We start from the raw sequence: 13,787 nt of genomic DNA, 5'->3' as shown, positions 1-13,787 counted from the left end.
GCCATGACCACCGCCTTCGACTTCACCGCCACCGACATCGAAGGCCGCCCGCGCACGCTGGACGAATGGCGCGGCAAGGTGCTGCTGATCGTCAACGTCGCCTCGAAATGCGGCTTCACCCCGCAGTACGCGGGGCTGGAGCAACTCTGGCGCGACTACCGCGACCGCGGCCTGGTGGTGCTGGGCTTCCCATGCGACCAGTTCGGCCACCAGGAGCCCGGTAACGAGACCGAGATCCGCAGCTTCTGCTCGCTCAACTACGACGTGAGCTTCCCGCTGTTTTCCAAGATCGAGGTCAACGGTGCCGGCGCGCATCCGCTGTGGCAGTGGCTCAAGGAGGAGAAGTCCGGGCTGCTCGGCATCGGCGCGATCAAGTGGAACTTCACCAAGTTCCTGGTCGGCCGCGACGGCCGCGTGCTGCGCCGCTATGCGCCCACCGACACGCCGGAGAGCCTGGCCGCCGACATCGAGCGCGCGCTGGGCTGAGGTTCGGGCGGGGGCGGCCGGTAAAATGCGGTTTTGCCCGCAGGAATCCGCATGTCCCCGCTCGAACAGCGCCTCGGCGCCATCCCCGATCCCGTCACCGGCCGGCCGCTCGCGGACACCGGCGCGCGCATCCGCGCCGCGGCCAGCGACGGGCGCGCCGCGGTCAGCCTCACGCTCGGCGTGCCGGTCGGCGGGGTGCGCGGGGCGCTGGAGCAGGCGGTGCGCGAGGCGGTGGCGGCGGAAGGGCTGGCCCTGGCCAGCCTGGAAATCCACCAGCGGATAGACGCGCACGCGCCGCAGGGCGCGCTCGCGCCCCTGCCGCGGGTGCGCAACGTGATCGCGATCGGCTCGGGCAAGGGCGGGGTGGGCAAGTCCACCACCGCGGTCAACCTGGCCCTGGCGCTGGCGGCGGACGGGGCCAAGGTGGGCGTGCTCGACGCCGACGTGTACGGCCCCAGCATCCCGACCATGCTCGGCCTGCACGGGCGTCCGGACAGCCCGGATGGGAAGTCCATCGAGCCGATGCGGGCGCACGGGATCGAGGCGATGTCCATCGGCCTGCTGGTCGAGGAGGACACGCCGATGATCTGGCGCGGGCCGATGGCGACCTCGGCCCTGACCCAGCTGCTGGAGCAGACCCTGTGGGGCGAGCTGGACTACCTGGTGGTGGACCTGCCGCCCGGCACCGGCGACATCCAGCTCACCCTGGCGCAGAAGATCCCGGTGGCCGGGGCGCTGGTGGTGACCACCCCGCAGGACGTGGCCACCCTGGACGCGCGCAAGGCCCTGCGCATGTTCGACAAGGTGCAGGTGCCGGTGCTGGGCCTGGTCGAGAACATGGCGGTGCACGTGTGCTCGCGCTGCGGCCATGCCGAGCACATCTTCGGCCACGGCGGCGGTGAGCGGATCGCCGCCCGGTACGGGGTGCCGCTGCTCGGCTCGCTGCCGCTGGAGCTGCGGATCCGCGAGCAGGGCGACGCCGGGGTGCCGGTGGTGGTGTCGGACCCGGATTCCCCCGCGGCCCGGGCCTACCGGGACACGGCCCGCCGGGTGGCCGCGCAGTTGGCGCTGCGGCCGCGGGCGCTGGTGACCCTCGGCGCGCAACTGCTGTAGCCCCGGCCTGCCGGCGCGGCCCGTGCCGTCGGTCACGGAGCGGAAGGACCGGCGTCATTGCAGAACTGTGACGTTCATGTGCGCTTTTGCGGCAGCGCAGCATGTTTCGCTGCGCCACGCCCCGTTACAGTCGGCCTCCAGCGGCGGGAATCCTTCCGCCGTTGTCTTGCACATCAATTCGGGGGAATCACGTGCATCGTTCCATTCGTCGCGCGGCGCTCGCGAGCGCCGTCCTGGTTTCGCTCGGCCTGTCGTCCGCCGCCCTCGCCGGCGGCCGGCCGGATCTCATCATCGCCGGCCTCAAGGCCGGCCGCCCGCATGAGGCGGGCCAACTGCTGGTGAAGTTCCGTGACGGCACCGACGCCGCCACGCAGGAGTCCGTGCGCCGCGGCCTGGGTGCGCAGAAGCTCGAGACGGTTCGCGCGGGGAACGCGAAGCGGGGCGAGCTGGCGCTGCTGCGCCTGCCGGCCGGCGGCGACGTCGCGGCGGCGGTGCAGGCGCTGAACGGCAACGCCGCGGTCGAGTACGCCGAGCCGAACTGGATCTACCAGCACAGCGCCACGTCGAACGACACCTACTACACCAACGGCTCGCTGTGGGGCATGTACGGCGACGCGTCCTCGCCGGCCAACCAGTACGGCTCGCAGGCCGCCGAGGCCTGGGGTGCCGGCCGCACCGACTGCGGCAACGTCATCGTCGGCGTGATCGACGAGGGCATCTACTGGCAGCATGAGGACCTGACCGCCAACATCTGGACCAACCCGTACGACCCGATCGACGGCGTGGACAACGACGGCAACGGCTACGTGGACGACTACCGCGGCTGGGACTTCGACGGCAACAGCAACAACATCAATTCCGGCGGCGCCAACGACGACCACGGCACGCACGTGGCTGGCACCATCGGCGGTGTGGGCGGCAACGGCAAGGGTGTGGCCGGCGTGTGCTGGAGCGGGATCAAGATGATCAGCGCCAAGTTCCTCGGCCGCCGTGGCGGCTCTACCGCCAACGCGATCAAGGCCGTGGACTACATCACCGACCTCAAGACCCGGCACGGCCTGAACATCGTCGCCACCAACAACTCGTGGGGCGGCGGCGGCTTCTCGCAGGCGCTGCAGGACGCGATCGAGCGCGCCAATGCGGCCAACATCCTGTTCATCGCCGCGGCCGGCAACGACGCCTTCAACTGCGACAGCGGCTCGGCCTGCTACCCGGCCGAGTACCCGAACGCCAACATCATCGGTGTGGCCTCGATCACCAGCAGCGGCGCGATGAGCTCGTTCTCGAGCTATGGCGCCACCACGGTGGACATCTGCGCGCCGGGCTCGGGCATCTACTCGACGGTGCCGAAGAGCGTGAAGGGCCAGTTGGTTTCGGCCTACGCCAGCTACAACGGCACCTCGATGGCCACCCCGCACGTGACCGGCGCGGCGGCGCTGTACAAGGCCTCCCGTCCGGGCGCCACCGCGGCCGACGTCAAGGCCGCGATCCTGGGCGCGGCGGTGCCGACCGCCGCGTGCAACGGCAAGGTGGTCAGCAACGGCCGCCTGAACGCCAGCGGGTTCTGATCCTCGCCCGCAGGGCGGTTGCCCCGAAGGCCCGGCCGTAAGGCCGGGCCTTCGTCGTTTAGAGGATGGCAGGCCGGAATCCGTGACGCGCATTCATGTTGCAATGCGAAATGCGTCACGTTATGCAAGCGCCTACGCTGCCCGGGCGGCCATTCCAGGCCGCTCTTTTCCATGGGGGGTACCGCACCGTGAAGACGTTCTCGCATCGTTCCGTCCTGGCTGGCGCCGTCCTGGTCGCGCTCGGCTGCTCCGCTTCCGCCCTGGCCGGGGGGCGCCCGGATCTCGTGGCCAGGGGGCTGCAAGCCGGGGTGCCGCATGCGCCGGGGGAGCTGCTGGTGAAATTCAGTGATGGCAGCGACGCCGCCGCACAGGAAGCCGTGCGTCGCGGGCTCGGTGCGGAGAAGGCGGACACCGTGCGTGCCGGCGGACCAGGACGTGGCGAACTGGCGCTGCTGCGCCTGCCGCCCGGGCTGGCAGTGGCCGACGCGGTGCGCGGCCTGAGCGGCAACGCCGCGGTCGAATACGCCGAGCCGAACTGGCTCTATACCCACGCCGATGCCGCCAACGACACCTACTACACCAACGGCTCGCTGTGGGGCATGTACGGCGACGCCACCAGCCCCGCCAACCCGTTCGGCTCGCAGGCCGGCGAGGCCTGGAACGGCGGCCACACTGCCTGCGGATCGGTGTGGGTCGGGGTCATCGACGAAGGCTACATGTACACCCACGAGGACCTGGCCGCGAATGCCGGCACCAACCCCGGCGAGATCGCCGGCAACGGCGTGGACGATGACGGCAACGGCTACGTGGACGACGTGTACGGCTGGGACTTCGACGGCAACAACAACACCGTGTTCGACGGCACGGTGGACGACCACGGCACGCACGTGGCCGGCACCATCGGCGCGGTCGGCGGCAACGGCAAGGGCGTGGCTGGCGTGTGCTGGTCGGTGAAGCTGATCAACGCCAAGTTCCTGGGCCGCAACGGCGGCACCACCGCCAACGCGGTCAAAGCCGTGGATTACATGACCGACCTCAAGACCCGGCACGGCCTGAACCTGGTGGCGACCAACAACTCCTGGGGCGGCGGCGGCTTCTCGCAGGCGCTGCAGGATGCGATCGAGCGGGCGAATGCGGCCAACATCCTGTTCATCGCCGCGGCCGGCAACTCCTCCTACGACTGCGACAGCAGCTCGAGCTGCTACCCGGCCGAGTATCCGAACGCCAACATCATCGCCGTGGCCTCGATCACCAGCAGCGGCGCGATGAGTTCGTTCTCCAGCTACGGCCGCAACACGGTGGACATCTGCGCCCCCGGTTCGGGCATCTGGTCCACCGTCCCGGCCAGCGGCAGGGGAAAGAAGGTGGTGTCGGGCTATGCCAGCTACAGCGGCACCTCGATGGCCACCCCGCACGTGACCGGCGCGGCGGCGCTGTACAAGTCCTCGCATCCGGGCGCCACCGCGGCCGACGTCAAGGCCGCGATCCTGGGCGCGGCGGTGCCGACCGCCGCGTGCAACGGCAAGGTGGTCAGCAACGGCCGCCTGAACGCCAGCGGGTTCTGATCCCGTCCCCGGCGGCACCCGCGAAGGCCCGGCCCCGCGCCGGGCCTTCGCCGTTCCCGCGACCCCGTACAATGGCGCGCTTCACGGCCGCCAGGGCCGCAGGAACGCGCAGATGAGCATCAAGTCCGACCTCTGGATCCGCCGCATGGCCGAGCAGCACGGCATGATCGAGCCGTTCGAGCCCGGCCAGGTCAAGACCGCCGCCGACGGCCACCGCATCGTCAGCTACGGCACCTCCAGCTACGGCTACGACGTGCGCTGCGCGCGCGAGTTCAAGGTCTTCACCAACATCAATTCCACCATCGTCGACCCGAAGAACTTCGACAACGGCAGCTTCGTGGACGTCGAGGCCGACGTGTGCATCATCCCGCCGAACTCGTTCGCGCTGGCGCGCACGATGGAGTACTTCCGCATCCCGCGCGACGTGCTGGTGGTGTGCCTGGGCAAGAGCACCTACGCGCGCTGCGGCATCATCGTCAACGTCACCCCGCTCGAACCGGAGTGGGAAGGCCACGTGACCCTGGAGTTCTCCAACACCACGCCGCTGCCGGCCAAGATCTACGCCGGCGAGGGCGTGGCGCAGATGCTGTTCTTCCAGTCCGACGAGGTCTGCCAGACCTCGTACAAGGATCGCGGCGGCAAGTACCAGGGGCAGACCGGCGTGACCCTGCCGCGCACCTGAGGCGCGGCTTCAGGGCTTCTGGTAGGTGACGAAGAACCCCACCAGGTCGTTGTTCTCGATGTAGGGCTCCACGTCGAGCACGCGGTAGCCGTGGGCGGCGAAGGCCTGGTGGGCGCGGTTGAGCGCGTTCGCCGCGCCCTGGGTGCGCAAGCCCCAATTCACGTCCACCCAGATCGTCACCGCGGTCATGCCGGCGCGCGCGGCCTCGGCGGCGGCGTCCTCGGGCTTCTTCCCGAACAGGGCGGCGTGGGCGGCGAAGGTGGCGGCGGCAAGGACGAGGGCGAGCAGCGTTCGACGCATGGGAGGCTCCTGGGGAGGGGATGGCGTGCCGGCCCGGCCGCGGGCCGGGATCAGCCGCGGAACACCAGCAGATGCATCAGCACCAGGTTGGCGGCGAGCAGCGCCAGCGCGGTGGGGATCTGGATCCGGATCACCGCGTGCGGATCGTCCAGTTCCAGCAGTGCGGCCGGCACCAGATTGTAGTTGGCGGCCATCGGCGTCATCAGCGTGCCGCAGTAACCGGTGACCATGCCGATCGCGCCGAGCGCGGCCGGATCGGCGCCGTGCTGCTGCACCAGCAGCGGCAGGCCGATGCCCGCGGTCATGACCGGGAACGCGGCGAAGGCGTTGCCCATGATCATGGTGAACACGACCATGCCCAGGCCGTAGGCGAGCAGGCAGGCGAGGCGGTCGTCGGCGGGGATCACCGCGGCGACGATCGCCGCCACCGCATCGCCCACGCCGCTGGCGGCGAACACGCCGCCGAGCGCGGCCAGGGTCAGCGGCAGCAGCGCGGCCCAGCCCATGGTGTCGAGCAGCCGCCGCCCCTCGGCCACGGCCAGGGCCGGGCGGGCGCGGGTGACCGCGAGCGCGGCGAACGTGGTGACCACGCAGGCCAGCGCCAGCCCGATCAGGGTCGGACTGCCTTCGCCGAGCAATGGCGCGCCGCCGATCGTCAGCCGCGGCGCGAGCAGCACGGCCAGGATGGTGAGCAGCGGGATCAGCAGCGCCGGCGCGAACAGCCGGTGGCCCAGGCGCGCGGCCGAGGCGCGGCGCTCGGCCTCGGGCGCCTCGGGCAGGTGCTCGCGCCGCATCCGGCCGGCGAGCAGGGCCAGGCCGATCACGCCGGCGCCGGCCAGCTGCCCGGGCAGCGCGTGCCCGGCCTTGCCCGCGGCGAGCACCGCGTCGCCGCCGCCCACCAGCACCGCCAGCAGGCTCCAGAACGCGGCGTGGACGTAGCGCCGCTCGCGCAGGTTGCGCAGCCCGGTCAGCAGCAGGAACGCGGCCAGCAGCCAGTAGAAGACCTCAATCCGCAGCATGCGCCGTCTCCTTGCGTGCCGCGGCGCCGAGGCCGCGCTGGAACAGCGCGATCCGCAGCGCGTGGATCAGGAACGCCGCGATCGCGGTCGGCAGCGACCACAGCGCGATCTCGAGCGGTTCCATGGCGATGCCGTGCCCGGCGAAGAAGCCCTGGATCAGCAGCACGCCGCCGAAGGCCAGGAACACGTCCTCGCCGAAGAAGCGGCCGACGTTGTCGGTGGCGGCCGACAGTGCGTGCACGCGCTGCACTTCGGCGCGTGGCAGTGCGCCATGGGTCTTGGTCGCGGCGGCCTCGGCCATCGGCGCCAGCAGCGGGCGCACGGTCTGGGCATGGCCGGCGATGTCGATCAGGCCCACCATGCTCAATCCCTGGCGCACCGCCAGATAGCCGGTGAGCAGCCGCGGCAGGGTGATGCCGCGCAGGCGCGCGATCCAGCCCAGCGCGTGTTCGCGCAGGCCGGCGCGTTCGAGCAGGCCGATGGTCGGCAGGGTCATCACGAACAGCAGCAGCGCGCGGTTGGACACGAAGCTCTCGCCGAGCAGGCCGAGCAGCTCCGGCAGCGACTTGCCCGCCGCCAGCCCGCTGACCAGGCCGGCGCTGACCACCACCAGCACCGGATTGAAGCGCAGCGCGAAACCGGCGATCACCCAGGCGACGCCGAGCAGGGGCCAGTAGTTCATCGGATGGAGTCCTCAGGCGGCGGCCAGCGGCCGGATGCGCAGGCCCTCGGCGACCAGCGCCGTGTGCAGCGCCCGCGCGAAGGCGGGCGCGTCGGGGCGGTCGCCGTGCAGGCAGAGGGTGTCCGCGTGCAGCGGCACCGGCGTGCCGTCGGCGGCGATGACGCGGCCGTGGCGCACGAATTCGCGCACCTGGGCGAGGGCGGCGTCGAGCGAGTCCAGCACCGCGCCCGGCGCACCGCGCGGCAGCAGGCGGCCGTGGCGGTCGTAGCCGCGCTCGGCGAAGACCTCGTGCGCCACGCGCAGGCCCGCCGCGGCGCCCGCCGCCGGGAGCTGCGAGCCCGACAGTCCGACCAGGACGAGGGCGGGATCGAACCCGGCCACGGCCGCGGCGATCGCTTCGGCCACCGCGGGATCGTCGGCGGCCACGTTGTAGAGCGCGCCGTGCGGCTTGACGTGGGTCAGGCGCACGCCTTCCTCGGCGGCGATGGCCGCCAGCCGGGCGAGCTGGTCGCGGACCAGGGCCGCGATCTCCCCGGGCGGCAGGGCGAGGGCGCGGCGGCCGAAATGCGCCGGATCGGCATAGCCCGGATGCGCGCCGGCGGCGACGCCGTGCGCACGGCACAGGCGCAGCGTCGCGCGCATGCTCCCCTCATCGCCGGCGTGGCCGCCGCAGGCGATGTTGGCCGAGCTGATCCAGGGCATGATCGCCGCGTCGTCGCCGCAGCCTTCGCCCAGATCGCAGTTGAAGTCGAGGCTGTGCGGCACGGCGGCGACCGCGCGGCTAGGGCTGCTTGGAATCGGCGTCGCGCTTCAACAGCATGCCCACGCCGACCACGATCAGGATCGCCGGCCACCAGGTGGAGATCAGGTCGCCCAGGTCCATGTCGATCAGGTCGAGGTTGCGCAACAGGAACAGGGTGCCGATCGCGATCAGGACGAGTGCGCCGGTGAGGTTGGATTTCATCGGGATTCCCAGGCAGGCGTGGACGGGATCAGGCCGAGGCGAGACGGCTGGCGACGGCGAGCCCGATTCTGGCCATCCGTACGCGCGCGGCGCAAGCCAGCGCGCGGGCGGTCGCGGCATCGCACGGGCTCAGGCGCAGCGCGTCGCCCGGACGCAGCTGCGCCAGGCGCGGCAGGTCGGCGGCGATCACGTGGCCGAGCCGCGGATAGCCGCCGACCGTCTGCGCGTCGGCCAGCAGCACGATCGGCTGGCCGTCGGGCGGCAACTGGATGGTGCCCGGCGCGACCGCCTCCGAGATCGCGCTGCCGCTCGCGCCCGGGAGCGCCGCGCCCGCCAGGCGCAGGCCCTGGCGGTCGCTGCTCGCCTGCACGCGCCAATCCTGGCCGGCCAGCCGCGCGGCGGCGGGATGCGAGGTGGGCACGTAGCGCAGCGGCGCCGTGCGCGGCGCGCCGGCCAGCGGATCCACCCACCAGGCCGGATGGCGCGGTGCGGTGCAGGCGATGTCCGGCGGCGCCAGCAGGCCGAGCACGTCGCCGCGGCGCAGGGGCCGACCGTCGAGGCCGCCGAAGCCGCCACGCAGGTCGGTGCTGCGGCTGCCCAGCACCACCGGCACGTCCAGCCCGCCGGCCACCGCCAGCCAGGCGCGTGCGCCCTCGCGTGCCGCACCGAGCCGCAAGGTTCCGGCTGGCAGCGCCAGCGGCCGGCCCGTGGGCAGTGTGCAGTCCGCGCCGGAGGCGGCCTCGAACCGCATCGGCCACGGCGCGCCGCACAGCGCGATGCGCAGCGGCTGCGCCCATTGCAGGGTCGGGCCGAGCAGGGTGATCTCGAGCACCGCGGCGTCCTCCGGATTGCCGACCAGACGGTTGGCGAGCGCGGCGGCGAACGGATCGAGCGCGCCCGCGCGCGCCACGCCCAGGTGGCGCCAGCCTTCGCGGCCACGGTCCTGGACCGTGGTCAGCAGGCCGGGGGCGAGCACGTGCAGGCTCATGATTCGCGGGCCGCGAGGCGGGCGAATTCGTCCGCGCCGATCGCGCGGAAGCGCACCCGGTCGCCGGGCGCGAGCAGGGCCGGCGGCGTGCGCTGCGGATCGAACAGGCGCAGCGGCGTACGTCCGAGCAGGCGCCAGCCGCCGGGGCTCTCGCGCGGATAGATCCCGGTCTGCGCGCCACCGATGGCGACGCTGCCGGCCGGCACGCGCGTGCGCGGCGTGGCCAGGCGCGGCAGGGCGAGCGCGGGATCCAGCCCGGCCAGGTAGGGAAAGCCCGGCGCGAAACCGATCATTGCCACCGTGTAATCGCCGGCGGCATGGCGCGCGGCGAGCGCGTCGGCCGGGATCCCGAGCGCCTGCGCGGCCGCCTCCAGGTCGGGGCCGAACTCGCCGCCGTACGCCACCGGAATTTCCACCGTGCGCGTCGGTGTGGCGGCGACGGAATCCTCGTCCAGTGCCGCGCACTGTTGCCGCAGCCAGTCGCGCACGGCCTCGGCATCGGCCACGGCGGGATCGAAGAACACGCCCACGCTGGCGTAGGCGGGGACCAGGTCGCGCAGCCACGGCGGCGACGCTGCACGCACCCGCGCGCACAGCGCATGGACGCGGGCGAGGGTGGCCGGTGCGATCGCGTCGCCGAAGCGGAGCAGCCAGGCGTCGTCGGCCAGCGGCTGGAGGTCGGCCTCGGTCGCGTTCACGCCCCGAGCGCGGCCCGCAACAGCTCGATGCGCTGCACCAGCGCCTCCGGCGCGTACGGGCGCGCGGTCGCGGTGCCCCAGACCGGCTTCGGCCAGGCGATGTCGTGGTGGTAGCGGGCGATCAGATGCACGTGCAGCTGCGGCACCAGGTTGCCGAGCGCGGCCACGTTGAGCTTGTCCGGCTTGAACGCTTTCTGCAGCAGTCGGCTCGCCCGGTCCATCTCGCGCATCAGCTCGGCCTGCTGCGGCGGCCCCAGGTCCACCAGCTCCACCGCGTCGGGCACGCGCGGCACCAGGATCAGCCAGGGGTGGTTGGCGTCGTCCATCAGCCGCAACTCGCTCAACGGCCAGTGCGCCACCGGGTGGGTGTCGTCGGCGAGCTGCGGGTGCAGCTGCCAGTGGTCGTGGTGGTGCCGGTTCATCGCAGGTGCTCCGCGAGGAAATCCACCGTCCGCTGCCACGCGAGCGCGGCGGCCTGCGGGTGGTACACGCGCGGGTCCACGTCGCGGTTGAAGGCGTGGTCCGCGCCGGGGTAAACGAAGATCCGGGCCTGCGGCTGCTTCTGCCGGTGCAGGGTGACGTCGGCCGGGGGGATGCTGGCGTCGAGCTCGCCGAAATGGCACATCAGCGGCGCGCGCGCCGGTTCGCCGAGGAACGGCACGCTGCGCGCGCCGTAGTAGTCCACCGCCGGCAGCGACAGCCGGGTGCAGCTCAGGAACGCGACCGTGCCGCCCCAGCAGAAGCCGACCACGCCGACGTTGTGCCCGGCCTCGCGCAGCCAGTGCGCGGCGGCCGAGACGATGGACAGCGCGCCGTCGAAGCCGAGCTCGGACACCAGCTCGCGGCCGCGGATGATGCCGCCGTCGTCGTAGCGGAGTTCGACGTCGGGCCGCAGCACGTCGAACATGGCCGGCGCCAGCGCGGTGAAGCCGGCCTCGGCGAAGCGTTCGGCGACCGCGCGGATGTGCGGGTTGACCCCGAAGATCTCCTGCACCACGATCACGCCGCCGCGGGACGGCCGCTCCGGCCGCGCCCGCCAGGCCCGCACCGGGCCCAACGCCGTGGTCAATGACGGGATCCATTCGCCCATGGCGGCACCTCCGCGGCCCATCCTACGCCCGACCGGGACGGGCCGTCAGCGGCCGCCCGGCGGCCGGCGTTCAGGGCCGCCCCGCAGCGGCCGCCTATAATTCCGCGCCCGCCGCGACCTGCCGGCGGCGATCCCGGAATCCATGTCCCTGGCCAACCCCAAAGTCGGATTCGTCAGCCTCGGCTGCCCCAAGGCGCTGGTGGATTCCGAGCGCATCCTCACCCAGCTCAAGGTCGAGGGCTACGACATCGTCCAGACCTACGACGACGCCGACGTCGTCGTGGTCAACACCTGCGGCTTCATAGATGCCGCGGTGGAGGAATCGCTCGACGCCATCGGCGAGGCGCTGGCCGAGAACGGCAAGGTCATCGTCACCGGCTGCCTGGGCAAGCGCGCCGAGCTGATCCGCGAGACGCATCCGGACGTGCTGGCGATCACCGGCCCGCAGGACTACGCCAGCGTGATGAACGCGGTGCACGCCGCGCTGCCGCCGAAGCACGACCCGTTCCTCGACCTGGTGCCGGACTACGGACTGAAACTGACGCCCAGGCACTACGCCTACCTGAAGATCTCCGAAGGCTGCAATCACCGCTGCAGCTTCTGCATCATTCCCTCGATGCGCGGCGACCTGGTCTCGCGCCCGGTGGACGAGGTGCTGCGCGAGGCCGAGAAGCTGGTGATGGGCGGCGTCAGGGAGCTGCTGGTCATCTCCCAGGACACCAGCGCCTACGGTGTGGACCTCGGGTATGCCGAGCGCGAATGGCGCGGCCGCGCCTGGCAGACCCGGATGAAGGCGCTGTGCGAAGGGCTGGCCGAACTCGGCGTGTGGACGCGCCTGCACTACGTCTATCCGTATCCGCACGTGGACGAGGTGATCCCGCTGATGGCCGAAGGCAGGCTGCTGCCGTACCTCGACATCCCGTTCCAGCACGCCAGCCCGCGCATCCTCAAGCTGATGAAGCGCCCGGGCGCGGTGGAGAAGACGCTCGAGCGCATCCAGCGCTGGCGCGCGATCTGCCCGGAGCTGACGATCCGCAGCACCTTCATCGTCGGCTTCCCCGGCGAAACCGAGGCCGAGTTCGAGGAACTGCTCGCATTTCTCGACCAGGCGCAGCTCGACCGCGTCGGCGCCTTCGCCTATTCCCCGGTCGAAGGCGCGGCCGCGAACGCGCTGCCCGACCCGGTGCCGGAGGAGGTCAGGCAGGAGCGCCTGGCCCGCTTCATGGAGCGCCAGGCGGAGATCTCGGCGGCGAAGCTCGAAGCCAAGGTCGGCACCGTGCAGCGCTGCCTGGTGGACGCGCTGGACGGCGAACTCGCGCTGGCCCGCTCGATGGCCGACGCGCCGGAGATCGACGGCCTGGTGCAGATCCAGAACGGTGCCGCGGCCGGCCTCGAGCCGGGCCGGTTCGTGGACGTGGAGATCCTGGGCAGCGACGAGCACGACCTCTACGGCGAGGTCGTGCTGCCGGCCTGAGGCCGTTCGTCGGACACTGCATCCCCCCGCGGGCTGGCGCTGTCCGCAGGCGCCGGCCCCGGGCGTTCGGCCGAGTGCAACCCGGGCCTTCCGCCCCGGGAGGAGACCGTCCATGAACGCCATCGTCGCGCGGCTGCTGGCCGCAGGCGGCCTGCTGCCGCTGGCCCTGCCCGCACTCGCCCAGGATCCGGCCGTGGTCGCCCCGGACATCTACGAGTGCAAGTTCGAGAACGCACAGGTGCGCTTGTGCGAGGTGACCTTCGAGCCCGGCGAGAAGATCGCCAGCCACTCGCACCCGCCGCACCTGGTCTACGTGCTCGAACCCGGCAAGCTGCGCATCACCCCGGCCGGCGGCCAGCCGGGCGACGCCGAGTTCACCGTCGGCCAGACCGTGTGGATGCCGGCCGAAACCCATTCCGCCGAGAACATCGGCGGCACCCGGGTCAAGGCGCTGGTGATCGAGCTGCGCGAGGCGAAGCCGTGAGGCCCGCGGGCGGGATCGCGTCGTTGCGTCCCGCCGCAGCCGACATGGTCGTCACTGCGTGGCGCAGGCCGGAGGTGCGACGTTGGTCCGGCGCGGCGCACCCATGCGGATGAACCACAACGCGGTCAGGCGGGCCGGTACGGTACCGGAGTTGACCACGTTGTGGGCGCTGGCGCTCTCGGTGAACACGTCGCCCTGCTGATAGACGTGCCGAACGCAGTCCTCGTCGTACCACTCGACCGGACCGTCCCTTCCGCCACGGTCAACACCAGGAAGCCGGGGTGGAGGTGCCAGCCGGAGCTGAAACCGGGATTGAGGCAGACGTTCTGGACGTAGATGTCGGTGCCTCCCTGGGTGCGGAGCTTGGCCTGCCAGGTCTCGTCCCCGGGTCTCGCGGGCGGTATCACGATGTGTTCGTGCAGTGCTTCGTCGGCAATGCCGAAGGACAGGAACGGCGGGAGCGGGGACGGGCACTGGGCCAGGGCCGGCGCGGAGAGAAGCGCCGCGAACCAGGTGCCGATGATGGCCAGGCGGGTGATCATGGCGGGTGTCCTCTGTAGCTGGTGGGTCTGGATCCGATCCCGTCCGGCCTGCCGGGCGCGAAGGACGCCGTCCAGCGACTTCCCCTGCGGCCGGCTGACGGCGGACGGTGGCCCACTGTGTGGCTGGCCCGT

At 71.9% G+C, this 13,787-nt stretch carries 17 protein-coding genes; 7 read left to right on the top strand and 10 right to left on the bottom strand.

The window, feature by feature from the left end:
• Positions 1 to 3: 3 nt before the first annotated feature.
• The 5 genes from FPV26_RS00140 (at position 4) to dcd (ending at position 5,414) form a co-directional block, all read left to right on the top strand.
• The gene (locus FPV26_RS00140) at positions 4 to 486 is read left to right on the top strand and encodes a glutathione peroxidase (protein WP_147651224.1); all 483 of its coding nucleotides are present in this window, start codon (positions 4 to 6) and stop codon (positions 484 to 486) included.
• Between the two features lie 261 nt (positions 487 to 747).
• The gene (gene apbC, locus FPV26_RS00135; RefSeq protein WP_147651748.1) at positions 748 to 1,599 is read left to right on the top strand and encodes an iron-sulfur cluster carrier protein ApbC; all 852 of its coding nucleotides are present in this window, start codon (positions 748 to 750) and stop codon (positions 1,597 to 1,599) included.
• Between the two features lie 191 nt (positions 1,600 to 1,790).
• Positions 1,791 to 3,167, top strand: a complete 1,377-nt coding sequence (locus FPV26_RS00130) for a S8 family peptidase (protein ID WP_246109159.1) — start codon at positions 1,791 to 1,793, stop codon at positions 3,165 to 3,167.
• Between the two features lie 188 nt (positions 3,168 to 3,355).
• Positions 3,356 to 4,732, top strand: a complete 1,377-nt coding sequence (locus FPV26_RS00125; protein ID WP_425473020.1) for a S8 family peptidase — start codon at positions 3,356 to 3,358, stop codon at positions 4,730 to 4,732.
• 112 nt (positions 4,733 to 4,844) lie between these two features.
• Positions 4,845 to 5,414, top strand: a complete 570-nt coding sequence (dcd, locus tag FPV26_RS00120) for a dCTP deaminase (protein ID WP_147651217.1) — start codon at positions 4,845 to 4,847, stop codon at positions 5,412 to 5,414.
• A gap of 9 nt (positions 5,415 to 5,423) precedes the next feature.
• Here the strand turns inward: dcd and FPV26_RS00115 are convergent, their stop codons facing one another.
• Genes FPV26_RS00115 through FPV26_RS00075 form a run of 9 tightly spaced genes read right to left on the bottom strand, consistent with a single transcriptional unit; the run spans position 5,424 to position 11,155 of the window.
• Positions 5,424 to 5,714 (bottom strand): hypothetical protein, encoded by a 291-nt coding sequence (locus FPV26_RS00115; RefSeq protein ID WP_147651215.1) that lies wholly within the window; start codon positions 5,712 to 5,714, stop codon positions 5,424 to 5,426.
• Positions 5,715 to 5,764: 50 nt separating this feature from the next.
• Entirely contained in the window at positions 5,765 to 6,733 is a 969-nt protein-coding gene (locus FPV26_RS00110; RefSeq protein WP_147651213.1) for a 5-oxoproline transporter, DUF979 family subunit, read from the bottom strand.
• Positions 6,720 to 7,415, bottom strand: a complete 696-nt coding sequence (locus FPV26_RS00105) for a DUF969 domain-containing protein (RefSeq protein ID WP_147651211.1) — start codon at positions 7,413 to 7,415, stop codon at positions 6,720 to 6,722. The genes FPV26_RS00110 and FPV26_RS00105 overlap by 14 nt, the downstream gene beginning before the upstream one ends.
• 12 nt (positions 7,416 to 7,427) lie before the next feature.
• The gene (locus FPV26_RS00100) at positions 7,428 to 8,180 is read right to left on the bottom strand and encodes a 5-oxoprolinase subunit PxpA (protein WP_147651209.1); all 753 of its coding nucleotides are present in this window, start codon (positions 8,178 to 8,180) and stop codon (positions 7,428 to 7,430) included.
• A 16-nt stretch (positions 8,181 to 8,196) separates the two neighbouring features.
• Positions 8,197 to 8,379, bottom strand: a complete 183-nt coding sequence (locus FPV26_RS00095) for a LiaI-LiaF-like domain-containing protein (protein WP_147651207.1) — start codon at positions 8,377 to 8,379, stop codon at positions 8,197 to 8,199.
• A gap of 28 nt (positions 8,380 to 8,407) precedes the next feature.
• The gene (locus FPV26_RS00090) at positions 8,408 to 9,367 is read right to left on the bottom strand and encodes a 5-oxoprolinase subunit C family protein (protein WP_147651204.1); all 960 of its coding nucleotides are present in this window, start codon (positions 9,365 to 9,367) and stop codon (positions 8,408 to 8,410) included.
• Positions 9,364 to 10,065, bottom strand: a complete 702-nt coding sequence (gene pxpB / locus FPV26_RS00085) for a 5-oxoprolinase subunit PxpB (RefSeq protein ID WP_147651202.1) — start codon at positions 10,063 to 10,065, stop codon at positions 9,364 to 9,366. The genes FPV26_RS00090 and pxpB overlap by 4 nt, the downstream gene beginning before the upstream one ends.
• Positions 10,062 to 10,487 (bottom strand): HIT family protein, encoded by a 426-nt coding sequence (locus FPV26_RS00080; protein WP_147651200.1) that lies wholly within the window; start codon positions 10,485 to 10,487, stop codon positions 10,062 to 10,064. The genes pxpB and FPV26_RS00080 overlap by 4 nt, the downstream gene beginning before the upstream one ends.
• Positions 10,484 to 11,155 carry a dienelactone hydrolase family protein gene (locus FPV26_RS00075; RefSeq protein WP_147651198.1) on the bottom strand — a complete coding sequence of 224 codons (672 nt, stop codon included), beginning with the start codon at positions 11,153 to 11,155 and terminating at the stop codon, positions 10,484 to 10,486. The genes FPV26_RS00080 and FPV26_RS00075 overlap by 4 nt, the downstream gene beginning before the upstream one ends.
• A gap of 142 nt (positions 11,156 to 11,297) precedes the next feature.
• Here FPV26_RS00075 and rimO point away from each other — a divergent pair, with 142 nt between their 5' ends.
• On the top strand, positions 11,298 to 12,629 hold the full coding sequence (gene rimO, locus FPV26_RS00070) for a 30S ribosomal protein S12 methylthiotransferase RimO (protein ID WP_147651196.1): 1,332 nt from the start codon (positions 11,298 to 11,300) through the stop codon (positions 12,627 to 12,629).
• Positions 12,630 to 12,741: 112 nt separating this feature from the next.
• Positions 12,742 to 13,113: a cupin domain-containing protein gene (locus tag FPV26_RS00065; RefSeq protein ID WP_147651194.1), complete on the top strand. Its 372-nt coding sequence runs from the start codon at positions 12,742 to 12,744 to the stop codon at positions 13,111 to 13,113.
• Between the two features lie 125 nt (positions 13,114 to 13,238).
• Here the strand turns inward: FPV26_RS00065 and FPV26_RS00060 are convergent, their stop codons facing one another.
• A complete protein-coding gene (locus FPV26_RS00060; RefSeq protein WP_147651192.1) occupies positions 13,239 to 13,655 on the bottom strand; it encodes a hypothetical protein in 417 nt (138 codons plus the stop codon).
• Between the last annotated feature and the right edge of the window lie 132 nt (positions 13,656 to 13,787).

This window comes from Vulcaniibacterium gelatinicum (assembly GCF_008033445.1).
Classification (GTDB): domain Bacteria; phylum Pseudomonadota; class Gammaproteobacteria; order Xanthomonadales; family Xanthomonadaceae; genus Vulcaniibacterium_B; species Vulcaniibacterium_B gelatinicum.
This window is presented reverse-complemented; position numbering and strand designations above follow the sequence as displayed.

Coding starts and splice junctions, on each gene's coding strand:
- FPV26_RS00140 (WP_147651224.1), top strand. CDS start 4: ATGACCACCGCCTTCGACTTCACCGCCACCGACATCGAAGGCCGCCCG.
- dcd (WP_147651217.1), top strand. CDS start 4,845: ATGAGCATCAAGTCCGACCTCTGGATCCGCCGCATGGCCGAGCAGCAC.
- FPV26_RS00115 (WP_147651215.1), bottom strand. CDS start 5,714: ATGCGTCGAACGCTGCTCGCCCTCGTCCTTGCCGCCGCCACCTTCGCC.
- FPV26_RS00110 (WP_147651213.1), bottom strand. CDS start 6,733: ATGCTGCGGATTGAGGTCTTCTACTGGCTGCTGGCCGCGTTCCTGCTG.
- FPV26_RS00105 (WP_147651211.1), bottom strand. CDS start 7,415: ATGAACTACTGGCCCCTGCTCGGCGTCGCCTGGGTGATCGCCGGTTTC.
- FPV26_RS00095 (WP_147651207.1), bottom strand. CDS start 8,379: ATGAAATCCAACCTCACCGGCGCACTCGTCCTGATCGCGATCGGCACC.
- FPV26_RS00090 (WP_147651204.1), bottom strand. CDS start 9,367: ATGAGCCTGCACGTGCTCGCCCCCGGCCTGCTGACCACGGTCCAGGAC.
- FPV26_RS00080 (WP_147651200.1), bottom strand. CDS start 10,487: ATGAACCGGCACCACCACGACCACTGGCAGCTGCACCCGCAGCTCGCC.
- FPV26_RS00075 (WP_147651198.1), bottom strand. CDS start 11,155: ATGGGCGAATGGATCCCGTCATTGACCACGGCGTTGGGCCCGGTGCGG.
- rimO (WP_147651196.1), top strand. CDS start 11,298: ATGTCCCTGGCCAACCCCAAAGTCGGATTCGTCAGCCTCGGCTGCCCC.
- FPV26_RS00065 (WP_147651194.1), top strand. CDS start 12,742: ATGAACGCCATCGTCGCGCGGCTGCTGGCCGCAGGCGGCCTGCTGCCG.
- FPV26_RS00060 (WP_147651192.1), bottom strand. CDS start 13,655: ATGATCACCCGCCTGGCCATCATCGGCACCTGGTTCGCGGCGCTTCTC.